Origin of the sequence: Vibrio orientalis CIP 102891 = ATCC 33934 (assembly GCF_000176235.1) — a bacterium.
Classification (GTDB): domain Bacteria; phylum Pseudomonadota; class Gammaproteobacteria; order Enterobacterales; family Vibrionaceae; genus Vibrio; species Vibrio orientalis.
In genome coordinates, this window is the sequence record NZ_ACZV01000004.1 from 139,188 (window position 1) to 161,721 (window position 22,534).

At 45.3% G+C, this 22,534-nt stretch carries 18 protein-coding genes; 11 read left to right on the top strand and 7 right to left on the bottom strand.

What is annotated here, in order from left to right; genetic code table 11:
• The first annotated feature begins 43 nt into the window (after positions 1 to 43).
• The 4 genes from rbsB to VIA_RS04225 all read left to right on the top strand — a co-directional run bounded on the left by rbsB (position 44) and on the right by VIA_RS04225 (position 4,687).
• Positions 44 to 922 (top strand): ribose ABC transporter substrate-binding protein RbsB, encoded by an 879-nt coding sequence (rbsB, locus tag VIA_RS04210; RefSeq protein WP_004411320.1) that lies wholly within the window; start codon positions 44 to 46, stop codon positions 920 to 922.
• Between the two features lie 143 nt (positions 923 to 1,065).
• On the top strand, positions 1,066 to 1,986 hold the full coding sequence (gene rbsK, locus VIA_RS04215) for a ribokinase (protein ID WP_004411321.1): 921 nt from the start codon (positions 1,066 to 1,068) through the stop codon (positions 1,984 to 1,986).
• Positions 1,987 to 2,014: 28 nt separating this feature from the next.
• Complete coding sequence (locus tag VIA_RS04220) at positions 2,015 to 3,019, top strand: substrate-binding domain-containing protein (RefSeq protein ID WP_004411322.1); 1,005 nt, start codon at positions 2,015 to 2,017, stop codon at positions 3,017 to 3,019.
• Positions 3,020 to 3,142: 123 nt separating this feature from the next.
• Positions 3,143 to 4,687, top strand: a complete 1,545-nt coding sequence (locus VIA_RS04225) for a DUF3369 domain-containing protein (RefSeq protein ID WP_004411323.1) — start codon at positions 3,143 to 3,145, stop codon at positions 4,685 to 4,687.
• Here the strand turns inward: VIA_RS04225 and VIA_RS04230 are convergent.
• Entirely contained in the window at positions 4,669 to 6,618 is a 1,950-nt protein-coding gene (locus tag VIA_RS04230; RefSeq protein WP_004411324.1) for a sensor histidine kinase, read from the bottom strand. The genes VIA_RS04225 and VIA_RS04230 overlap by 19 nt on opposite strands.
• 118 nt (positions 6,619 to 6,736) lie before the next feature.
• Between VIA_RS04230 and VIA_RS04235 the strand changes: the two genes are divergently transcribed.
• Both VIA_RS04235 and VIA_RS04240 read left to right on the top strand, forming a co-directional pair.
• Positions 6,737 to 7,705 (top strand): ABC transporter substrate-binding protein, encoded by a 969-nt coding sequence (locus VIA_RS04235; protein ID WP_004411325.1) that lies wholly within the window; start codon positions 6,737 to 6,739, stop codon positions 7,703 to 7,705.
• Between the two features lie 119 nt (positions 7,706 to 7,824).
• The gene (locus tag VIA_RS04240; RefSeq protein ID WP_004411326.1) at positions 7,825 to 8,796 is read left to right on the top strand and encodes a chemotaxis protein; all 972 of its coding nucleotides are present in this window, start codon (positions 7,825 to 7,827) and stop codon (positions 8,794 to 8,796) included.
• 81 nt (positions 8,797 to 8,877) lie between these two features.
• Here the strand turns inward: VIA_RS04240 and VIA_RS04245 are convergent, their stop codons facing one another.
• On the bottom strand, positions 8,878 to 10,860 hold the full coding sequence (locus VIA_RS04245; RefSeq protein ID WP_004411327.1) for a DEAD/DEAH box helicase: 1,983 nt from the start codon (positions 10,858 to 10,860) through the stop codon (positions 8,878 to 8,880).
• A 443-nt stretch (positions 10,861 to 11,303) separates the two neighbouring features.
• Between VIA_RS04245 and rnb the strand changes: the two genes are divergently transcribed.
• A complete protein-coding gene (rnb, locus tag VIA_RS04250) occupies positions 11,304 to 13,307 on the top strand; it encodes an exoribonuclease II (protein WP_004411328.1) in 2,004 nt (667 codons plus the stop codon).
• Positions 13,308 to 13,373: 66 nt separating this feature from the next.
• Here rnb and VIA_RS04255 read toward each other — a convergent pair whose 3' ends face one another.
• On the bottom strand, positions 13,374 to 13,727 hold the full coding sequence (locus VIA_RS04255; RefSeq protein ID WP_004411329.1) for a DUF3024 domain-containing protein: 354 nt from the start codon (positions 13,725 to 13,727) through the stop codon (positions 13,374 to 13,376).
• Positions 13,728 to 13,883: 156 nt separating this feature from the next.
• Between VIA_RS04255 and VIA_RS04260 the strand changes: the two genes are divergently transcribed.
• Positions 13,884 to 14,705: a phosphate ABC transporter substrate-binding protein gene (locus tag VIA_RS04260; protein WP_004411330.1), complete on the top strand. Its 822-nt coding sequence runs from the start codon at positions 13,884 to 13,886 to the stop codon at positions 14,703 to 14,705.
• 36 nt (positions 14,706 to 14,741) lie between these two features.
• Here the strand turns inward: VIA_RS04260 and VIA_RS04265 are convergent, their stop codons facing one another.
• The 4 genes from VIA_RS04265 to VIA_RS04280 form a co-directional block, all read right to left on the bottom strand.
• A complete protein-coding gene (locus VIA_RS04265; RefSeq protein ID WP_004411331.1) occupies positions 14,742 to 15,566 on the bottom strand; it encodes a sensor histidine kinase in 825 nt (274 codons plus the stop codon).
• Positions 15,550 to 17,070, bottom strand: a complete 1,521-nt coding sequence (locus tag VIA_RS04270) for a response regulator (RefSeq protein WP_004411332.1) — start codon at positions 17,068 to 17,070, stop codon at positions 15,550 to 15,552. Before VIA_RS04270 ends, VIA_RS04265 begins: the two co-directional genes overlap by 17 nt.
• A gap of 90 nt (positions 17,071 to 17,160) precedes the next feature.
• Positions 17,161 to 18,975, bottom strand: a complete 1,815-nt coding sequence (locus VIA_RS04275) for an MtaA/CmuA family methyltransferase (protein WP_004417100.1) — start codon at positions 18,973 to 18,975, stop codon at positions 17,161 to 17,163.
• A gap of 12 nt (positions 18,976 to 18,987) precedes the next feature.
• Positions 18,988 to 19,860, bottom strand: coding sequence for a sensor histidine kinase (locus VIA_RS04280; protein ID WP_004411334.1), 873 nt, complete (start codon positions 19,858 to 19,860; stop codon positions 18,988 to 18,990).
• 160 nt (positions 19,861 to 20,020) lie between these two features.
• Here VIA_RS04280 and VIA_RS04285 point away from each other — a divergent pair, with 160 nt between their 5' ends.
• The 3 genes from VIA_RS04285 to VIA_RS04295 are packed head-to-tail and all read left to right on the top strand — an operon-like array spanning position 20,021 to position 22,503.
• Positions 20,021 to 20,302, top strand: a complete 282-nt coding sequence (locus VIA_RS04285) for a DUF5522 domain-containing protein (RefSeq protein ID WP_004411335.1) — start codon at positions 20,021 to 20,023, stop codon at positions 20,300 to 20,302.
• Positions 20,303 to 20,360: 58 nt separating this feature from the next.
• Positions 20,361 to 21,707, top strand: a complete 1,347-nt coding sequence (locus tag VIA_RS04290) for an NfeD family protein (protein ID WP_004411336.1) — start codon at positions 20,361 to 20,363, stop codon at positions 21,705 to 21,707.
• 1 nt (position 21,708) lies between these two features.
• Positions 21,709 to 22,503 carry a slipin family protein gene (locus VIA_RS04295; RefSeq protein WP_004411337.1) on the top strand — a complete coding sequence of 265 codons (795 nt, stop codon included), beginning with the start codon at positions 21,709 to 21,711 and terminating at the stop codon, positions 22,501 to 22,503.
• Positions 22,504 to 22,534: the final 31 nt, after the last annotated feature.

Below are 22,534 nucleotides of genomic sequence, written 5' to 3' on the forward strand. Positions count from 1 at the left end.
CGGAGGAAAGGACTCCGGACCACCCTACACAAGGACTAACACAATGAAAAAACTCGCAACTCTTATTTCTGCTGCACTTCTTTCATCAACCGTTTCTGTTTCAGCGCAGGCACAAGACACGATGGCAATCGTACTGTCGACACTGAACAACCCATTTTTTGTCACGATGAAAGATGGTGCGGAAGCGAAAGCAAAAGAGCTTGGCTACGACCTGATTGTTCTCGATTCGCAGAATGATCCAAGTAAAGAGCTTTCAAACATTGAAGATCTTACTATCCGTGGCGTGAAAGCGATCCTGATTAACCCAACTGATTCTGATGCGGTTTCGAATGCGATTCGTATGGCTAACCGTTCTAACATTCCAGTGCTGACACTTGACCGTGGTGCGAGCCGTGGTGAAGTTGTGAGCCACATTGCTTCTGATAACGTGGTAGGCGGCGAGATGGCTGGTAACTACATTGTCGAAAAAGTGGGTATGAAAGCGAAGGTTATCCAACTAGAGGGTATTGCGGGTACATCAGCGGCGCGTGAGCGTGGCGAAGGTTTCATGAATGCTGTGAAAGGTAGTGACATGAACGTACTAGCGAGTCAGCCCGCTGATTTTGACCGCACTAAAGGCCTAAACGTAATGGAAAACCTACTGGCGGCTAACCCTGATGTGCAAGCGGTATTTGCTCAGAATGACGAAATGGCACTTGGTGCACTACGTGCTGTTCAGGCATCTGGTAAAGACGTCATGATCGTTGGCTTTGATGGCACAGATGATGGCATTGCAGCCGTTAACCGTGGCAAGCTATCAGCAACGATTGCACAGCAGCCAGATCTGATTGGTGCACTAGGTATCGAAACTGCGGACAAAGTGTTGAAAGGTACGACTGTTGAACACTACATCCCAGTACCTCTGAAAGTCATTACTAAGTAGTGATTTTGCCTTCCTTCCCATTTTATCTGTCGTATGGGAGGGAGGGCGAATAAGCTTGCGTTCTTTCTTTCTATCTAAGAGCGCAAACTTATTACTCCTGTTCAAATTGTATAAAAGGTTCACAAAGAACCGAGGATAACCGTATGAATAAGTTAGTGGTTTTAGGTAGTGTTAACGCTGACCATGTTCTTCAAGTGCCTTCTTTTCCTCGCCCTGGCGAGACGTTGCATGGTCGAAACTATCAAGTTATTCCTGGTGGTAAAGGGGCAAACCAAGCTGTGGCGGCTGCCCGCTTGAAAGCAGACACCGGTTTTATCGCCTGTGTGGGTGATGATGCGTTTGGTATTAATATTCGTGAAAACTTCAAGATGGATAATATCAATATCACGGGTGTGAAAATGCAGCCAAATTGCCCGACAGGTATTGCGATGATCCAAGTGTCAGACAGTGGTGAAAACAGTATTTGCATTTCAGCAGAGGCAAACGCCAAATTAACCGCTGAAGCGATTGAGCCTGATCTTGAACGTATTCGTCAAGCAAACTACTTGTTGATGCAGCTAGAAACACCTATGTGTGGTATTGAAAAAGCAGCGCAAGTAGCAAAAGATGCTCGCACCAATGTGATTTTGAACCCAGCACCAGCACGTGAACTACCAGATTCACTGCTTGCGTGTGTGGATGTGATCACCCCAAATGAGACTGAAGCGGAAGTGCTGACGGGTGTGACCGTGACGGATAACGATAGTGCTCAAGAAGCAGCTAATGCACTGCATCGTAAAGGTATTGAGATCGTTATGATCACCTTAGGGGCTAAGGGCGTGTGGCTGAGTCAAAATGGGCGCGGTGAACTCATTCCTGGCTTCAAAGTGGATGCGACTGACACCACAGCGGCGGGAGATACTTTTAATGGGGCATTGGTCACTGGTCTATTAGAAGATTTGCCTTTAGAATCAGCGATTAAGTTTGCTCATGCAGCTGCAGCTATCTCAGTGACTCGATTTGGTGCTCAAACCTCGATTCCGACACGTGATGAAGTGGATGCATTTCTAGAACAACAAATCTAACTCAAGACCCACGTATGGAGAGAATGACATGGCGACAATGAAGGATATTGCCAAACTGGCCGGAGTATCGACTTCTACAGTTAGCCATGTCATTAACAAATCTCGATACGTCAGTGAAGAGATCTCTGAGCGCGTCAACAACGCGGCACGAGAGCTCAATTACCGTCCTTCCGCACTTGCTCGCAGCCTTAAAGTGAATCGCACTAAAACCATTGGTATGTTGGTGACTACTTCAACTAACCCGTTCTTTGGTGAGGTAGTTAAAGGTGTCGAGCGCAGTTGTTACCATCAAGGTTATAACCTGATCTTGTGCAATACCGAAGGGGATAATGAGCGCATGCGCGGTTCGATTGATACTCTTTTGCAAAAGCGTGTCGACGGATTGATCTTGATGTGTTCTTCGCTTGAAGGCGAGCGCATTGATGTCTTTGAGCAGTACCCTGACATCCCGGTTGTTGTGATGGACTGGGGGCCTATGCTGTTCACCAGTGACAAGATTCAAGATAATTCATTGCGTGGCGGTTACCTAGCGGCAAAGCACTTAATTGATTGTGGACACAAGCAGATTGGTTGTATCACTGGTCCATTAGTCAAGCATCAAGCCCAGATGCGTTATGAAGGCTATAAACGCGCCATCAACGAAGCAGGATTGACATTCAATGCAGATTGGATTGTCGAGTCTGACTTTGAATGTGAAGGTGGCTATGACGCCTTTAATCGCATCTATGCCAAAGGCAAACTACCAAGTGCTATCTTCGTCTGTAACGATATGATGGCGATGGGCGTGATTAACGCTGCCCATGAAAAAGGTGTTCATATTCCGCAAGACCTCTCCATAATTGGTTATGATGACATTCATATTGCCAAGTTCATGACTCCCTCGCTTACCACTATCCACCAACCTAAATATCGCCTAGGTAAGGCCGCAGTAGAAGCTCTACTTAATAAGGTTGAAGGTGGCTCTACCGACGCTCAAGTGGTTCAATTAGAGCCGACACTTGTCGAGCGTTCAACAGTACTCACTCTTAACTAACCCTTTCATTAACATACTGAGAAATAGTGACGAGTGGCTCTCAAGCGTTAATCTGCGAATCCTCTAAATGGTTGTAACTGTGCTAAACCTAAGATAGGGCTAATAAACCGATTGGATGAGCAAATGGAATTGTTTGCAGACTACGATAAGAATGAGAGTAATACTGAACCGACTACAAGTCAGAGCAAGCCAGTTGAGCCTTGGATTGTTCTACTTGTTGATGACGATGAACAGGTGCATCAAATTACCCGATTAGCACTGTCGGGCTTCACTTTCGACGGTCGTCCATTACAGCTTATTTCTGCCTTTTCCGCACAAGAAGCCAAAGAAACCTATCATCAACACACGGGTATTGCCCTTGCGTTGGTTGATGTGGTTATGGAGAGCGATCACGCTGGACTTGAACTGGTAAAGTACTTGAGAGAAGAGGTTCAAGATAGGCTAATCCGCGTGGTTCTTCGGACTGGGCAAGCAGGGCAGGCACCCGAAGATGTGGTCATCCGCGAATATGAGATTGATGACTATAAAGAGAAAACCGAGCTCACAATCCAGAAACTAAAAACGCTGCTTTACTCGATGTTGAGAGCGTATCGAGACTTATGCTTAATTGATGCGCAAAAAACAGGCTTGAAGAAAGTGATTGAGTCGTCTGCTAAGGTGCAAAACACGACAACACTTCAAGCATATGCGACCTCAGTGTTGGAGCAACTGACCTCGTTGTTGCAGTTGGAGAGATCTGCATTTTACTGCGTGGTAAAACCTCGACCTGATGGTGAACCTTCTCGCGCCCTTACCTTAGCCGCAACGGGTGACTATGTTGATTGCTATAGCGAATGTGCGATTGAAAAGCTACCTGAAGAGGTCGCGAGTCGCTGTCAAACGGTCTTAGAGGAGCGCCGTTCACAGCATTTTGGTGATGCATTTGTTTTTTACGCCCATGATGAACAGGCCGTCGATAGCTTGTTATACGTTAACTTTCATCAAGTCTTATCTGAGCTAGACATCCAACTGCTCGAAATCTACATGCAAAACATTGGACTGACGTTTGAGAATTTAAACTTGATGTTAGATATTCGTGAAACCTCTAAAGAGCTGGTTTATAGCCTCGCCAATGCGGTAGAAGCGCGTAGCCGTGAGACGGGCGCGCACGTGCAACGGGTCTCCATTTTTTGTGAGAAACTTGCGTTGCTGTATGGCCTTAGCTCTGAAGAGGCCAACATGATCAAACATGCTGCACCGCTCCATGATGTGGGCAAAGTGGCCGTGCCGGATTCCATTCTTCATAAACCCGGAAAATTAGATGCCCGTGAATGGGAAGAAATGAAAAAGCATGTCGATTATGGCGTCGAGATCTTAGATCGCTCAACACGTCGCTTGATTGTTAAAGCGAAAGAGATTGCTGCTTTCCACCATGAAAAGTGGGACGGTAGTGGCTATCCAAACGCGTTAGCTGGTGAAGGCATCCCAATTAGCGGCAGGATTGCAGCTCTAGCGGATGTGTTCGATGCACTGGGCTCTAAGCGCAGCTATAAAGAGCCTTGGGGTGATGAACAAATCAAGCAAGAGATCGTTAGCCAAAAGGGTAAACACTTCGAACCTAAGCTGGTGGACTTGTTACTAGAGCACTGGGAAGAGTTTATCGAGGTACGTCAGTCGTTGCCGGACTGATTCGGTAACTCTAAAGGCAACTCTTTCGGCAGGATTAATTGGAATAACACTCCGCTCCCTAACTCAGACTCAAAGGCGAGTTCTCCTTTGAGCTTTTGTTTGACAAGGTTAAACACCAAGTTCAATCCCAACCCTGAGCCACCCTTGCCGCGTTTAGTGGTGTAGAAAGGCTCAAAAATCTTCTGGTGAAATGTCGCATCAATGCCAGCGCCATTGTCTCGATACTCTAGAATGATGTTGTTTTGATCTTGTTTAAAATGAATGATGATTTTTGCCTCAGTCACGTCGTCAAAGGCGTGATTGATACTATTCATGATAAGGTTTGATATCACTTGAGTCAGTACGCCTGGAAGGCTGTTCATCGCCAATGATGCATCACCTTCGAGTAAGGGGATAACGGGCACTTTCCGTGTTTCTGGGTGAAGACTCGTGATCAAAGCTTCAAGAACTTGGTGAACGTTAAACTGGCTACGACTCTCAGACACTTGGTCCACTGCGGTTTGCTTAAAGTCCTTGATGAGTTTAGCGGCTCGATTGAGATTGTTCTCAAGCATCGTACCGCTTTCTGTCAAGCTGTCTAACAGGTCGCGAAATTGCTCTGACGTCAGTGTCTGAGAGGTAAATGCTTGGTTTGCTTCACCGACCACATCTTGAATAACCGAAGTTGCCGTTACCGCGATGCCCAGAGGGGTGTTCACTTCATGGGCGACCCCGGCCACTAAACCGCCCAGAGCGGCCAGCTTTTCAGATTCAATCAATTGCTCTTGGGTCTGTTTGAGCTGTTGCATACTTTGCTCAAGGTCTTGAGTACGAATCGCAACGGTTTTTTCAAGGTTTTCGTTGAGTTCCTCCATCTCAATTTGAGTGAGCTTAAGTTCTGTAATGTTAATTGCTGTGCCACGAAAGCCAACAAATGTCTCCCCTTCAAAGCGAGCCTTGGCCTTGAATAGCAGGAAAACTTGTTTATCGTTGAGCGTAATCGCCTCCTCGCACATTGAGATGTTGTAATGGTTTCGAAGCCGGCGACAGAGAGATTTACATTGTGCCAATGCCGGTATCTCTTCCAACATAGGTTTGGTATTAGTGGCGATTTTTAACGCGGCGCGCATGCTTTCTGAACAGTATATTAGCGCGCCGCTAGCATCGGTCTCCCATAACCAGTCTGATGATATATGCGCAAACTCCGCTAAACGTTCTTGTTCATTTTTTATGTTGCCATAAAGTTTGGTGACGTTATGGGTAATCTTATTCGTTTCGTCGGCCAGCCAGTCAAGTTCATCTTCCTTTTCAGTAATCCACGTGAGGTGCTCGAGCTTTATCGGTTTGGCTGGATGTCTTGGATTGTATTCACGTAGATACTGAGCAATAGAAAAGATGCGCCGATTGATGCTTTTATGGAACACAATCAAAATCAGAAAACAGACCAAGAAGGTCTTAGCGGCGTTTAAGCTTAAGGTATAGATCGCTTGCCATATGAGGTAGTTGTATATCTCTTGAGCGTCGGATTGGATGTGTATTTGCCCGATCTCTTCAAAGCGAGTTGTGTTGGGGTGATGATAGACTAGTGGGTACTGTTTTGATATTGAGTTTGTAAGTACTTCCTTACCGGATTGAAAGGAATAGTCACCACTTGTGATTTTGAGATAATCAACCCTAGGTAAATTGACAAGGCCATCGATTTCTTGTTGAAGTGCAATAAGGTCGAAGTCCCAGAGTAGGGTTGCGATTAACGGGGCGTGGACATCTCGTACTTCGATTTGGCGCTGTTTGACGGTATTAAACTCTTTTTTATAGTCCCATGAAAGCTGTAATAGTGTCGTGAGTAACGTAATCGCACCGCTTAGCAAAACCATGATCAATATAATTCTTCTGCCGATTCGGCTATAGAAGGGGTTAGTCTGACTTTCTTCTATCTGTTTCGTTCGACTCATGGCATTCAATCATTAGTTTATTTTTGAGTATAGCTTGTCGGTGAACAAGCGGGATAATCGGCCTGCAGATAGCAATGAGCGCAACTACACTTAGTAAAGAGCCTTGAGGAGGATAGTTATGCGTCTGTTGGTTGTTTTGCTATTGGTGGTCACGACAAACGCGTTTGCGATGAAAGTGATGCTTATCGAAAGCTATCACGCTGAATACCCGTGGGACGTTAGTTATGTCAAAGGGCTAGAGCAAACAATGCTGCCTTCGGTGACTCTTGAAACGTTTCAAATGAACACCAAGCGGTTACCTAAGAGTGAATTTGAACGGAAAGCAAATGAGGCCTTTGAAGCGTATCAGCAACTCAAACCAGAGATCGTCATACTCGGTGACGACAATGCGTTAGCTTACATGTTGCCTAAACTTTATGATGAAGATATATCGATTGTTTTCTTGGGTATCAACTCGAATCCTAGACAGCTCTTTCGCCAATATAAAGGCAAAGCAAAAATAACCGGAGTATTAGAACGACCGTTATTTGTTAAGTCTCTTGGTGAACTAAGAAGTATGTTTCCTGACGAGCCTTTCAAAGTGAGGGTGATGTTTGACTCTGGCGTCACTTCCCAGATCGCGAAAGAGCATATCGACAACCAATACCGTTTAATCAGAGACAATTTAGGTATTGATGCCGAGATTCTAGCCATTGGTACTCGCCAGGAGTGGCGCAATAGTGTTTTGAATGCCAAAGAGGAAGGGGTTAGTGTGATTATTGTTGGTCTCTATCACACACTCGTTGATGAGTCTGGTGAAAACGTACCAGCCCTACAAGTGATCAATTGGACAAGCGAGCACTCACCTTTGCCTATTTTTGCATTTTGGGATTTTGCTGTGGGAGAGGATAAAGCAGCAGGAGGCATCGTTCTGTATGGATACAGTCAAGGTGAAATAGCGGGTTCCTTGGTTAACAAAATTGTAAATGGGGAGTCGGCTAGCAGTTTGCCGATTCAGATCGGAAACAAGGGTAGCGCTATTTACTCACAGGTGGCCATGGAGAAATGGGGTTTGACGGCTCCAAGTCATTGGAAGCCTATTGATTAGATGAATTGGATGTTGAATCAATCACAATATTTGCTAATGTTCTCAAATGGAATTTACAAATAGTTTAATAGCGGTTACAAAGTCGCTAGCCCTTAAAATTGAGCGTAGGCCAAAAAAATATGAGTGTATCAAGTAGTACGATACTGACCGAAAGTGGTACTAATGAACTAGAGATTATCGAGTTTCACCTAGTGAAACAGATGCCTGATGGTAGCAAAAAAACCTGTTACTACGGTATCAACGTTGCGAAGGTTCGTGAGGTCATTCAAGTGCCGGAAACGACCGACTACCCGAATGCTCAACCCCATATGATCGGTGTATTTTCATCACGTGACGTGTTGACACCGTTGGTTGATTTAGCGGGTTGGCTAGGCGTGCCGACCAATAGTGAACTTGAACGTAAGTTTGTTATTGTCACCGACTTTAACAATATGACTAATGGTTTCTTGATCGATTCGATTAGCCGTATTCACCGAATTTCTTGGAATGATGTTGAGTCTCCGAGCCAGTTCTTAGAGGCGGGTGAACAAGATTGTGTGGTTGCCGTCGTCCGTAAAGATGGCAATCTGATCATGATTTTAGATTTTGAGAAGATCATTGCTGATATCAACCCAGAGCTGAGCATGGAGAAGTATGATGTCACTCTTGATAAAAGTGTGGATTTAAATCAGCGTATGGTTGCCAAGCGTAATGCAAAAACGGTGATGGTAGTGGATGATTCCGCTTTCATTCGTTCAATGATTCAAGACACATTGAGCTCTGCGGGCTATAACATTATTGCGTGTAAAGATGGCGGAGAAGCGCACGAGAAGTTAATGAGTTTGATCGAGGTTGCTAAGCGAGAAAACCTCCCAATCAGTGAATTGATTGATGGGGTTGTGACTGATGTAGAAATGCCACGTATGGATGGGATGCACTTAGTCAAACGCCTACGCGATAGTGAAGCGTATGCAGAACTTCCGATTGTGATGTTCTCTTCATTGATGAGTGAAGACAATAGGGCAAAAGCACTGGCATTAGGGGCAAATGATACGATCACTAAGCCAGAGATTGGTCGCATGGTCGCAATGATGGATAAGTATATTTTTTAGCAGCAACGCTTGAATTTATTTATAAGATACAAAAAAGGATACGCAGTGCGTATCCTTTTTTTATTTGATTAAATCGGCTGATTAATCTTCGCTGCGGTTAGCACGACCATGGCCACGTTCGCCACGGAAGTTACCACGGTGATCGCCACCACGGTTGCGGTCAAAGCGACGCTCACCATCACGACGAGCACGGCCACCTTCACGGTTTCCATCACGACCGCCTTCACGGTTGCCATCACGGTTACCACGGTAGCCACCTTCACGGTTGCCATCGCGGTTACCACGGTAGCCGCCTTCACGGTTGCCGTCGCGGTTACCACGGTAGCCACCATCACGACGACCACCACCATCACGGCCACCGCCACGACGAGGTTCACGGAAATCGTTGAAGTCACATACTACAGCGTCAACTTGCTTCTGACGGATACGTAGTTTTTGTAGCTTGCCTGCAGTCTCAGAAGACATTGCTTTTGGAAGCTGAACGTATGTTTCGCCTTGTGCTAGTTTAATTGCACCGATAGAACCTTTAGTTAGGCCAAGTTCGTTTGCAAGAGCACCAACGATGTCTTTAACTTGAACGCCTTGCTCACGACCCACTTGAAGCTGGTAAGTATCCCAGTCTTGAGTGTTGAAGCTACGACCGCCTTCACGGCGACCATCACGGCCATCGCGACCGTCACGGCCATTTTCACGACGATCTTTACGACGAAGCTTATCACGCTCAATTGCTTCAATCATTGGGTCTTCGCCAATGTAGAATAGTGGGCGCTTGCCTTGCTGACGCTTAAGCAGGATAGCTGCTAGTGTCGCTGCGTCTAGCTCTAGAGACTCTTGTAGTTTCTCAACTAGCTCAGAGAACTTCTCTAGTGCTTTATGTTCTTTTTCAGTTTCTAGTTCAGCACCTAGCTTAGCTAGACGAGCTTCTGCTACTTTGTCACGGTGTGGAAGTTGGATTTCTTCCATTGATGACTTAGTTACACGCTCGATAGTGCGAAGCATACGTAGTTGGTTAGTACGAACTAGAAGGATCGCTTTACCTTTACGTCCAGCACGGCCAGTACGACCGATACGGTGGATGTATGACTCAACATCGAATGGGATGTCGTAGTTGAATACGTGAGTGATACGTGGAACGTCAAGACCACGTGCTACAACGTCAGTTGCAACTAGGATATCGATAACACCTTGTTTGATGTGATCAACAGTACGCTCACGTAGAGACTGAGGAATATCACCGTGCAGTGCAGACGCTTTGAAGCCACGTGCACATAGCCAATCAGCTAGACGCTCAGTGTCTTGACGAGTACGTACGAATACGATTGATGCGTCAGTCTCTTCTGTTTCTAGAAGACGAGACATTGCTTCGTCTTTCTCTACACCTTTAACAACCCAGAACTGCTGCTCTACTTTGTCTACTGTGTGGTTTTTACCAGCAACGTCAATTGTTTCTGGATCACGCAGGAAGCGCTCAACAATGCTCTTAAGCATTGGAGGCATAGTTGCAGAGAACAGTACACGTTGTGCAGAAGAAGGAGCGTGCTCCATGATTTCTGTTACGTCATCAACGAAGCCCATGTTTAGCATTTCGTCAGCTTCATCAAGCACGAATGTATGAACTTCGTCTAGGTGTAGACGGTCACGGTTGATAAGGTCTTGAACACGGCCAGGAGTACCTACAACAATGTGAGCACCGTTTTTAAGTGCACGCATTTGGTCAACGATTGATGCGCCGCCGTAGATTTCTAGAACTTTAAGACCAGCGATGTTTTTACCTAGGTTCTTAACTTCTGCCGCTACCTGAATCGCTAGTTCGCGAGTCGGTGCAAGAATGATAGCTTGAGGCTTACGCTGAGCAAGGTCTAGCTTGTTAAGAAGAGGTAGAGAGAAAGCTGCAGTTTTACCAGTACCAGTCTGTGCTTTACCTAGTGCGTCTTTACCAGCCAATAGGTGCGGGATAGCAGCAGCCTGAATTGGAGTTGGTGAAACGAAACCCATACCGTCAAGAGCTGAAAGGATAGAGTCGTTAAGCGCTAGATCGCTGAACTGAATTACAGAATCTGTCATTGGGATCCTACTATATATAAGTCAATAAAAGGTCCCACGAGCTCTACCAATTCCAATACAAATCCAGATGAGAGCTGATTCCATTCAGATGCGGAAAAGTCGTAAATCGCATCAAGCCACTAGGGACGTAAAACAATCGATACCGAAACAATAAGTTTGGAGGCAGCGATATAAGGGGGCGGATTATTCCTGAAAAGCATAAAAAAAGCTAGAAAAAATTGAATTTCATCACAATTTTTTCCTGAATTGAGATTGTTTGTTCACATATTCGTCATCTTGAGCCATCTGTTGGGTGAATTAGCATCAATACAATTAATTCGCTAACTGATTGAATTCTCCTATGAACGATAGATTGTCATACTGAGAAGGTAGCTAGGCTATAGGCTGAGTGATATAGTGTGCGCAATTTTCAGTGTGATACTTATTTGGTTAAAACAAGATAGATGTTTCAAGATAACCCTCTACTGGCTCAACTCAAGCAGCAAATTCAAGAAAACCTTCCTAAGAAAGAAGGCACGATCAAAGCGACTGAAAAAGGCTTTGGTTTTTTAGAAGTCGATAGCAAGACAAGCTACTTTATTCCGCCTCCGTACATGAAAAAATGTATGCATGGTGACAAAGTGAAAGCGATCATCCGTACAGAGAAAGAGCGTGAGCAAGCAGAGCCAGAAGAGCTATTGGAACAAGGTGTTCACCGTTTTATCGGTCGCGTTAAGCTGTTTAAAGGCAAGTTAAACGTAGCACCAGATCACCCTCAACTTAAAAAGTTATCTTTGAAGGCGAAGACGCGCAAAGGCATCAAGAGCGATGATCTAAAAGAAGGCGATTGGGTTGTTGCTCATCTTACGCAGCACCCATTAAAGGGTGATAACGGCTTCTTTGTTGAGATTAGCGAAAAGATCACAGATACCGATGATAAGATCGCGCCTTGGTGGGTAACGCTGGCTCAAAATGATTTACCTAACAGCGAACCTGCGGGTATCGATAACTGGGAAATCAAAGATGATGCGGATCTAGAACGTGTTGATATGACGCATGTTCCATTCGTAACCATCGATGGTGCCTCAACCAAAGATATGGATGACGCACTGTATGCTAAGAAAACAGAATCTGGTGATTTTGAGCTGACGATTGCGATTGCTGATCCAACGGCTTACATCACACCAGATAGCGAAATGGATAAAGTGGCGCGTGAACGTGGCTTTACGATTTATCTACCAGGTCGCAACATCCCTATGCTGCCTCGTGACCTAGCGGATGAGCTGTGCTCGCTAATGCAAGACGAAGTTCGCCCAGCACTTTGCTGCACAGTAACAGTGGCTAAAGACGGCGTTATCGGCGATGACATCAAGTTCTTCGCTGCGAACATTAAATCACACGCTCGTCTTGTTTATGATCACGTGTCAGATTGGCTAGAAAATGGCGAATCAACCGAGTGGCAACCAAACGAAGAGATCGCACAAATCGTTCGTGACTTATACGACTTCTCTTTAGCGCGTGCAGAGTGGCGTGAACAGAACGCGGTGGTGTTCCCCGATCGCCCAGACTACCGATTTGAACTGAGTGAAGATAACGATGTTGTCGCGATTCACTCTGATATGCGTCGCAGTGCCAACCGTCTTGTTGAAGAAGCAATGATTACCGCGAATATTTGTGCTGGCCGTACTCTACAGTCGACGTTTAACTCAGGTGTATTCAACACGCACCTTGGTTTTAAACCAGAGAAAATCGCTGATGTACTGGGCTTTGTTAACCCTGAAGGTGAGTTGCCGTTCACTGCTGAATCTGTTGTAACACTGGAAGGCTTCGCTGAGCTGCGTCGCTGGTTAGGTAAGCAAGAGTCAAGCTACCTTGATAACCGTATTCGTAAATTCCAAGCGTACAGTGAAATTGGTAACCAACCATTACCACACTATGCGATGGGTCTTGATATTTACGCAACTTGGACTTCTCCAATTCGTAAGTATGGTGACATGATCAACCACCGTATGCTGAAAGCGCACATCCTAGGTAAAGAGCCTATTCAAACCGCTGATGAGACGGTTGGTGAAGAGCTGGCGCTGCACCGTAAGCACCACAAGATTGCTGAGCGTAACGTAGGTGATTGGTTATACGCGCGTACATTGGCTGAAGAGCCAGCGAAAGAGACCAAGTTCAACGGTGAGATCTTTGATATTAACCGTGCGGGTATGCGTGTGCGTTTAGTTGAAAACGGTGCCGCAGCGTTTATTCCGGGTTCATTGATTCTTGCGAACAAAGAGCGTTTAGAGTGCAATGCAGATCACGGAACAGTTTCTATCGATAAAGAAGTGATCTACCGACTAGGTGATGTGCTTGAAATCGTATTGACTGAAGTGAATCAAGAGAACCGTAACTTGGTGGCAAAACCAACTCAGATCTTTGAAGATGTTAAAACGGTTGAAGAAGTAGAAAAAGCGGCAGAGTAATCTCTGCTCTCTACTGAGGTAAGTAATATCAAAGGGCGCTCATCGAGCGCCCTTTCTATTTCCGATTTAGTCTAACCAAAACATCGATTTAGGATCTTTATCGATCTCTCTCATTATTGCGGTCAGGTCACTACTTTGCGCCAAGAATGGATAAGGAAGCCAACGGTCGATTTCTGAGTGGTGAGGTAAGAAAAGCTGCCATTGATTAAGTTTTCCATTCCATGAGACCTTGGCCACAGGGTTCATATAATCACAGTGCGTTGAGTCCAATAGAAAGTGCTGCTTGATAAAAATGACGCCATTACTCATGGTTTCATAGCTCGCTTTACCCAGTTCGGCAGGCGTACTTTGATTGCGTTGCTTACAGATCAGCTGCGCTCGGCTTTCAACTTGTCGCTGTAACAAACTCACTAATCCCATATTTTCCTCATCCTTGCACGGTTGGCAGAATACACTCGCTTTAAGCATAGTAGGAGTAAGTTATTTGATTGTCTGTATGGGTTTTCACAAAACTGTCATCTAATCGAAATACCATAACGCACATTATTTAATGCCTTTTTCGATTAGGAGAGAATTATGGTTCGCGTTGCACTAGCAACACTTTTATCGACTTCATTGCTAGTGGCTCCCGCTTTAGCAAAGGAAGTGAATGTTTCAGGATCTACTTCGGTAGCTCGCGTAATGGATGTCTTGGCTGAACACTTTAATAGCACCCACTCTGAGACTTATATAGCGGTTCAAGGCATTGGTTCTACTGCAGGTATTACTCTGGTTAAGAAAGGTGTGGCTGATATTGGTATGAGCTCACGTTACCTCACCGATAGTGAGCAAGATGAGTCATTATCTGTTTCTCCTATTGCATTCGATGGTTTAGCGGTTGTGGTTAACCAATCAAATTCCGTTAATAATGTCACCCGTGAGCAGCTATTTGATATCTATAAAGGCAAGATCACCAACTGGAAGCAGTTAGGCGGAGCAGATAAAAAGATCGCTGTTGTAACACGTGAAGCCTCATCGGGTTCGCGTTATAGCTTCGAGAGTTTGATGGGGTTAACTAAGATTGTTAATGGCCGATTGGTGTCAGATATCAACCCAGATAATTTAGTAGTAAACAGCAATAGCATGGTGAAAACCATTGTGAATCACAATAAACAAGCGATTGGCTTTATCTCAACGGGCTCTGTTGACCACTCGATTAAGGCTATTCAATTTGAAGGAGTGAGTGCGAATAGTAAAACGATCGGCAGTGGTGAATATGAACTTTCTCGCCCGTTTTTAGTTTTGTACGCTAAAGATAATATCGACCAAGACTCGAAAGAGTTCTTAGGTTACCTAAAGAGCAAACAGGCCAAAGCTTTGATTGCAGAATATGGCTACACGCCACTCGATGACGAGTAATGATCGAATAAAGGCGGCAGTGAGCCGCCTTTTTCATTATTCATTCTCAACTAAAAGTGCTGGGCCGGGTATCGTAATTGTAAATGTGGTTCCTTGTCCGACGACGCTATGACACTCGATAGTACTATTAGCACGGGAGAGCACATTTTGCACAATTGACAATCCAAGACCAGTACCGCCATTGTCTTTAGCCGTACTATAGAAATCCTCAAAAATCTTGCTTAATTTCTGCTCATCCATTCCCATGCCATTGTCTTCAACACTGATCACGACTCGATCTTCTTGATGGTTGTCCATGCTGACGATAATCGTTGGTTGTGAGACGTTGTGAAAAGCGTGCTTTTTGGCGTTTAAAATCAGATTGGAAATGACGTGGTAGATGAGGCCTGTATCCGTTTTTACCTCAACATTTTGAATATTGATCATCTTGATTTCGACCCCACGTAAATTAGGCTGCAACGCTAAGATGGTGTCTTGAATCTTGTTGCCGATGTTTACCTTCTCAATCAAAGAATGAATGTTGTCGGTTGATAAACGTTTAAGCCTTTTGATGATATCGGCAGAGCGATTAAGGTTACTCATCAAGATACTATTGATATTGGCGGACGAATCGAAGAAATGGTCTAATTCGCTTCGAGTGAGTTTGTTTTCGCGGACTCGACTTTCGAGTTGTTGAATTAGCTTAACTAGGTGGCTCGCAGTGGTAATACTGTTGCCGATAGGAGTGTTGACCTCATGTGTAATCCCCGCGACCAGCTGTCCGATAGAGGCCTTTTTTTCCGCTTCTAACAGCTGTTGCTGAGTCGTGCGTAGTAACTCTTCAAGGGTGTGACGTGAATTGGGCTCAGTCTGGGTAGGCATTTCTTATCTCGAGGCATTTGTCGAATATCGATAAGAAAGCATCGCAGATCTCTGGGTCAAAATGCTTCCCACGTTGCGAGCGAATATAGTCCTTTATCGCTTCTGGTTCCCAAGGCTCCTTATAGCTGCGTTTGGATGCTAAAGCATCAAAAACGTCGACAATGGCGGTAATTCGTCCTTCAATAGGGATGTTTTCACCATTGAGTTGGCGAGGGTAACCCGTACCGTCCCATTTTTCGTGATGATTCCCAGCAATGACTGCCGCGATCTGCAAAATTTCTAGGTTGGAGCCAGACAAAATCTCCTCGCCGATTTCGGCATGGGTTTGCATGATTGCCCACTCTTCAGAACTCAGTTTGCCCGGCTTGTGCAAGATACTATCGGGAATCGCGATTTTGCCGATATCATGTAAGGGAGAGGCGAGTTTGATCTTGTTGGCATATTCGTCTGATAGTCCGATGTGCTTGGCGAGTACTTTAGAGAGAATAGCGAGGCGCTTAACATGGCTCCCTGACTCTTTAGAGCGAGTTTCTACTACTTCACCTAATCGATAAGCGATCTCTTTCTGAGTTTCGACGATGTCTCGTAGAAGGAATGTTTTATCGTACGCCGCAATCGCGCTATTGATGAAAATGTCGATCAGCTCTCTCTGTTTTTCGATGACTTCTGCGGGGGACTCAATGAAGATTAGTCCTTGGCAGTGATTGACCGAGACGGGAAGTACGTAGGTGCTATGATCAAACTCGGAGATCTGAGGGTTGCCGAAGTCGTACTGCTGCGTGCCCAAATCGCAATATTGGGAGAGCTTATTACCAAGTGGACGCATAGAGGTATTTGAGGTAGCGACAATGGTCCATTCTCCATCGAGAGGGGCGGCACCAAAGTGAACCGCATGCATTTCATCGAGTCGCAGCAAAGCGACTACTTGAACTAAGATTCCTTGTAGCCATTCAGCGCTAGAGTCTTCAGTCAAAATATTGGAGGTCGAATTGATAATGCATTTTAGGCCCGCTCGCGTTTGCTCAATGGTTCGGATGTCATTATAAGCGCGTATCGCTGAGAGCGTTGATGTGGTTAGACGGGTTGAGTTGAGCTCAGTTTTATTCTTATAGTCGTTAATATCATAGTTAAAAATGATCTCTTCTTCGGGCGCATCACCCGGCTGTCCCGTTCGCAAAATGATTCGGCAGTTATGATCGTTGTATTCATCCCTTATCCATCTCACCAATTCTAAACCCGCTTGGCGTGTTTCCATTACTACATCTAACAAAATTACAGCGAATGGAGTCTCAGCTTGTTCGATGAGTTGGCGAGCTTGCTTACCAGAGTAGGCGTGAGTGAATCTAAGGTCGCGGCCAAGGAATTGAAAACTATTTAGAACAATACAAGTGATATCGTGAACATCTTGCTCATCATCCACGATTAGCACTTCCCAGTGTCGATCGGGACTTACTTCGTCGTTGGACGGTTCGTCGGCAAAACAAAAGCTATCATTCATATTCATTCAATACACTTGGTTTGATAAAGCAAAAGTGTCAATTACTGCTGTGCAATGTACTTACTAAGTTTTAGGTTACAACTTAGTCAATTTCAACTACTGCTCTGGTTTGAAATGTTCATTCAGTAACTTGGCGGCAGCACTGGCGTTTGGGCTAAAATGCACACCGAGTTTACTGGCAAGTTGGCTGTTCATCGCGGCTCCGCCACAAACTACATAGTACTTTTCTCGCTCGCCTAGCTCCTTGAGTAAGCTAAGCACTCGCTCAATGTAGACAATGGAAGAGTCAGTCATAACAGAGATGGCGATGACTTGAGCATTTTTAGCCTGAGCTTGTTCAATAAACTCTTCGGGAGAGACATTTTTGCCTAAATCACATACATCGTAACCGTGAGCGGTCAGTATCAGAGCGACAAGGTTCTTACCGATATCTTGAGTGTTCCCTCTAATCAGGCCAATAACCACAGAGATGCGGTCGTTAAGATCGCCAGATTCCCGATCTTTTTCGATGAGTGGCATTAATATTGGCATGGCGCTATCCATTGCCTTGGCTGAGCGCATCAAATCGATGACAAAGATGTCATTTTGTTCATACATCTCGCCACATATTTGCATGCCGACGGCCATCCCCTCAAAAAGAAGTGCCTGGGCTGATATTTTTTCACTTAACCCGGTATTGACCAAAGATACGGTCAGTTCACTGTCTTGCTGAATAACCGCATTGGCTAGATCTTCTAGTAGTTGGTTTTTCTTGCTGAGAATTTTATGTTTAGGGTGAACTGTGCGTACTTCTTTTCTTTGAATACTGGCTTTATGTTTGGCGTGCCCTGATATAAAGGTTTCAGAAAGATCTTCAATTTGATCAAGGTCGATAGGGTACTTAACGGCAGCGCAAGTTTGGATAAGTGCGTGGATGTTTTCATCAGGAACATTCCAGTCCAAATCACAGCCTGGTGAACAAATATAAGAGCCATTGAGTCCTGCGGTGACAATGCACTTTAAGGTTTCTTTTCTTACTTGCTCTGGGGTGCCGGAGAGCATGGTTGTAAATGGGTTTACTGAGCCAACTAAGCAGTAATCATCTCCGACAATTTGGCGAGCTCTATCGATGCCAGGCCAAAAGTCACCATTGATTGCAATCGCGCCTGTTTCTTTCATGTCGTTCCAAATATGTTCTGTGAAGGTACAGATATGGAGAATTGGGGCGATACCGACCGATTGCATATGCTGAAAAATTTCAATGATATAAGGTTTTGAAAATTCACGAAATTGCTCCGGAGGGAGAATGTCGGAAGAGCTGAAAGGGTCCAAAATATTGATTGCGTGGGCACCGGCTTCCGCCATCACAGTGCTAATCGATTTAATGGTGTTGGTGGCCACTCTTAATACTTGATGACAAAACTGCGGATCTTGCTCCATTAAAGTTAAGAATCGCGCTGAACCAGTAATTAATTGCGCTGTGGTTGCTGGTCCACCAATAGGAAGCAACACCAGATGACTATCACCGAAGCCGTTTTGGAGTAAGATTTTGATCTCTTCTGCGACGGTGAGTACGCGCCCTCGAGTGGGATCAAAGTGCTCACTCCGCTCCAGCATCAAATCGAATTCAGCTTTGGTTGGGCAGGGGTGACGGAATAAAGTCGGCTGGGCTTTATCTAAGTATTCCATACCGGCACCCAGATTCTCCGCAGGAAGAAACAGGTCGGTCCCCGCAATGATGGCATCACCGCCAAATTTGGCTGAGGTGGTCATCTTGGCTTGCGCCATTAGTTCGGCATTAACTTGGCAATCTTTCGCACTGACATTGCCCGGTAAGTTGCGAATTGCACGAGTCATCATTATAGGGATAACCGGGACTTGATCGGGTTGCTCGTTTAATACGGCGGCGAATATACGTTCCTTTCCGTTCATGGTTTAGTTCCATTAAGTTTTGTTCATTGGGACGATGATGATGTACTCGCACCCCTTGCCCAATGTACTTGTTAAAGAAATACTCCCTTTAAGAACCTGCGTGACGTATGTATAAACTAAATGCATACCTAAACCGATATTTTTTTGGTATTGGGAAGTGGTAAAAAAGGGCGTAAAAATCTCTTCGCACACTTTTGTGTCCATTCCGGTTCCGTTGTCTCTAATGATCATTGTCAGATCGTTATCACTGTTATGGATGTAGACATCGATTTGGTTATCCGTTTCCGCAGAGAAGCCATGCTCCACGGAGTTTTCGACCAACTGAGAGAGGATCTCTCGCCAGCAATTGACCGAGGTATGGGCAATGAAAGGCTCACTTTGTTCAACCGAGTATTCAAATTGACAGTGTGAGTATTCGTTTTGATGAGCATGCAAGATCAACGAGACCTCTTGGGTAATATCGACATCAGAAAAGGCAAAGATGCGATTTTCACCGCCTAACTTTTTAAATGTCTCTATCAGTAGCGCTAATCGGTGTAAGTTTTTGTCGATAAGATCTTCACATTGCTTAGCTTTGGTGACAAACGACTCAAAGCTAGAAGAGGTAAGTGTTGCGTTAGAAAATTCAGTGGCAATTCGATTGGTCTGTTGAGAAAGCTGTGTGCACGAGGTAATGCACACTCCGATAGGTGTGTTGGCTTCATGGGCGACTCCTGAAATGAGTTTCGCCATCGATGCCATTCGTCCCTCTTCAATACTCTGGTTTAATTGAGCTTTAAGATCGTCGAGCTCAGCTTCGAGTTTTCGGCGCAGTTTACGCTCTGTTTCCAGCTCTTCTAGGGGAGAATTTGGCGTAGTTCCATTCTCTCTTTCATTCAGATTCACGGCAAGGCTCACCTTTTAGTTTAGGCTTTCTGAACGCTTAAAAAGCGACTAGGCTTGGTTTGAGTATAAGACAAAATGGAACAAGCAGATGGGTTATAAATATTGCTCAAATTGCAGCAGTCTGCTGACGTGCGACCCACCTGAGGAGGCGTGTTGGTGTATGAGTTTGCCCAATATTGCTCCCACAGTACCGCTCGGGAAAGAAGACTGTTTATGTCGCAAGTGTTTAATAGAACAGATCAATGTAACGTTAAACGCTTACTACCAAACTCATACGACTGATGAGCTAGTGGCGTTCGCTGCTGAACATAAGCAAGCCAATGTCTACACCGAAGGTTTAGACTATATGTTTGTGAATGGAGAGCAGCATCCGACTAAGTGGTATTTACTTAAACAAGGCCAATGTTGCCACGAAAACTGTAAGTATTGCCCTTATAAATGAGCGCCGTGTTGGTGGGGATAGTCTAAACTCAAATCAACAGTATCGGTGGGATAACGCAATGTACCTGCAGAGAATAAAAGCACTCCTATATGCTTTTTTGATCTTGTGGTGGCCGGCCAGTGTTGTTCAAGCAGAAAAGAATAATGCGCCTAACCAAACGGTACCGGTCATTTCCATCAGCGGAGCTATCGGCCCTGCTGTAGGTGACTACGTCACCAAGCAAATCCAGCTAGCGAATCAGCAGCCCAATGTACCTGCCTTGATGATTACTATTGATACACCGGGTGGGCTAGTCAGTAGCTTACGCGATATAAACCAGACCATACTCGCGTCTAACATTCCCATTCTTTGCCTTGTGCATCCGCAAGGAGCAAGAGCCGCCAGCGCTGGTACTTTTATTCTCTATGCCTGTCACATTGCTGCCATGGCGCCCGCAACGACACTTGGCGCAGCAACACTAGTCAGTATTGGCGGGGGTGGGTCACCTAATCAACCCCAAGAAAAGCCGCAAACCCCAACAGCAATGGAAAAGAAAGTGCTCAATGATTCCATTGCCTATATACGTTCTCTCGCGCAGCTAAGAGGGCGCAATGCTGAATGGGCAGAGTCTGCTGTGCGTGATGCCGCGACCTTGTCGGCCAGTGAGGCTAAAGAAAAAAATGTCATCAATTTGATTGCTGACTCTCCCGAGCAACTGCTGCTTTTATTGGATGGTCTTACTATCAAAGTTGGTGATTCTCAAGCCACGCTCGCCCTCTCTTCAGCTAATTTGGAGCCTCGGAAGCCCGATTGGCGAAATCAGTTTATGTCGACCATCACCAACCCAAACATTGCCTATTTACTGCTGATTATTGGCTTTTACGGCTTGTTGCTTGAGTTCTATAGCCCTGGATTTGGTGTTGCCGGAGTTGTGGGGGCGATCTGCTTGCTTGTGGCTACTTATGCTTTTCAAATGTTGCCAGTGAACTACGTCGGGGTTGGCCTGATCGTGTTAGGACTAGGTTTGCTGGTGGCGGAATCCTTAGTGCCTAGCTTTGGTATTTTAGGCTTTGGTGGCGTGGTGGCTTTCGTCTTGGGTTCAATATTTTTGTTTGATAGTGATATTCCTGAACTGCGTATCTCTATGAGCCTTATCTATTCCATCGCGTTTACTTCAGCCGCGTTTGTGATGTTTGTTTTGCGCAGAGTGCTACAGCTGAGAAAGAGCCAAGTGGTCAGTGGTATTGAAGATCTTATCGGCAGTGACGCTGTGGTTGAAAATACGTTTGAACAGTGTGGTTATGTAAGGGTAAATGGAGAACGTTGGGCAGCACAAGGTGATGAACATTATTCGGCTGGCGAAGTTGTGGTCATCGAAGATATCGAAGGACTGACGCTGAGAATTAAAAAACAGCAAGGAGGTTAAGATGTTGGAACAATTGCTCGTTAGTGGGATGTTAACACCAGTCATCTTGGTTGGTTTGGTGCTGTTAATTGCTTTTAGCTTATTTCGCGTATTGCGTGAATATGAAAGAGGGGTAATTTTCTTCCTTGGTCGCTTTCAAATGGTCAAAGGCCCGGGGTTAATTGTCGTCATCCCTATGATTCAACAAATCGTTAAAGTCGATATGCGAACTGTGGTGATGGATGTTCCAAGTCAAGACGTGATCAGCCGTGATAATGTCTCAGTGCGCGTGAATGCGGTGATCTATTTTCGAGTTGTCGATGCGCAAAAGGCAATCATTAATGTTGAAGATTATTTAGCTGCGACTTCTCAACTCGCCCAAACCACGCTTCGCTCTGTATTGGGTCAGCATGAACTGGATGAAATGCTGGCTAATCGCGACATGCTCAATACGGATATTCAAACCATTTTGGATGCGCGCTCTGACGGATGGGGAATCAAGGTGTCGGATGTTGAGATTAAACACGTCGACCTCAATGAAAGCATGATTCGGGCGATTGCTAAACAGGCTGAAGCAGAAAGGGCGAGAAGGGCGAAGGTGATTCATGCCTCGGGCGAGATGGAGGCATCAGAAAAGCTTGTTGAGGCAGCGAGTAAGATGGCCACTCAACCCAACGCTATGCTACTGCGTTACTTACAAACCTTGACCGAGATTGCTGGCGAGAAAAGCTCGACCATCGCATTTCCATTACCGATGGAGTTGATGGAGGGGCTGTTTAAAAGGCACGGAACTGGAGACAAAGAGAATAAATCATAAAGCGTGATGAATAGGCTCTCGGATTGGCCGA

Bases quoted from the DNA above. Each gene is read 5' to 3' on its own strand.
- VIA_RS04255 (WP_004411329.1), bottom strand. From the start codon at position 13,727: ATGGGATTAGTGAGTTTGTTACAGCGACAAGTTGAAAGCCGAGCGCAG.
- VIA_RS04235 (WP_004411325.1), top strand. From the start codon at position 6,737: ATGCGTCTGTTGGTTGTTTTGCTATTGGTGGTCACGACAAACGCGTTT.
- VIA_RS04270 (WP_004411332.1), bottom strand. From the start codon at position 17,070: ATGAATATGAATGATAGCTTTTGTTTTGCCGACGAACCGTCCAACGAC.
- VIA_RS04290 (WP_004411336.1), top strand. From the start codon at position 20,361: ATGTACCTGCAGAGAATAAAAGCACTCCTATATGCTTTTTTGATCTTG.
- VIA_RS04220 (WP_004411322.1), top strand. From the start codon at position 2,015: ATGGCGACAATGAAGGATATTGCCAAACTGGCCGGAGTATCGACTTCT.
- rbsK (WP_004411321.1), top strand. From the start codon at position 1,066: ATGAATAAGTTAGTGGTTTTAGGTAGTGTTAACGCTGACCATGTTCTT.
- VIA_RS04230 (WP_004411324.1), bottom strand. From the start codon at position 6,618: ATGAGTCGAACGAAACAGATAGAAGAAAGTCAGACTAACCCCTTCTAT.
- rnb (WP_004411328.1), top strand. From the start codon at position 11,304: ATGTTTCAAGATAACCCTCTACTGGCTCAACTCAAGCAGCAAATTCAA.
- VIA_RS04260 (WP_004411330.1), top strand. From the start codon at position 13,884: ATGGTTCGCGTTGCACTAGCAACACTTTTATCGACTTCATTGCTAGTG.
- VIA_RS04285 (WP_004411335.1), top strand. From the start codon at position 20,021: ATGAGTTTGCCCAATATTGCTCCCACAGTACCGCTCGGGAAAGAAGAC.
- VIA_RS04225 (WP_004411323.1), top strand. From the start codon at position 3,143: ATGGAATTGTTTGCAGACTACGATAAGAATGAGAGTAATACTGAACCG.
- VIA_RS04265 (WP_004411331.1), bottom strand. From the start codon at position 15,566: ATGCCTACCCAGACTGAGCCCAATTCACGTCACACCCTTGAAGAGTTA.
- VIA_RS04275 (WP_004417100.1), bottom strand. From the start codon at position 18,975: ATGAACGGAAAGGAACGTATATTCGCCGCCGTATTAAACGAGCAACCC.
- VIA_RS04245 (WP_004411327.1), bottom strand. From the start codon at position 10,860: ATGACAGATTCTGTAATTCAGTTCAGCGATCTAGCGCTTAACGACTCT.
- VIA_RS04295 (WP_004411337.1), top strand. From the start codon at position 21,709: ATGTTGGAACAATTGCTCGTTAGTGGGATGTTAACACCAGTCATCTTG.
- VIA_RS04240 (WP_004411326.1), top strand. From the start codon at position 7,825: ATGAGTGTATCAAGTAGTACGATACTGACCGAAAGTGGTACTAATGAA.
- rbsB (WP_004411320.1), top strand. From the start codon at position 44: ATGAAAAAACTCGCAACTCTTATTTCTGCTGCACTTCTTTCATCAACC.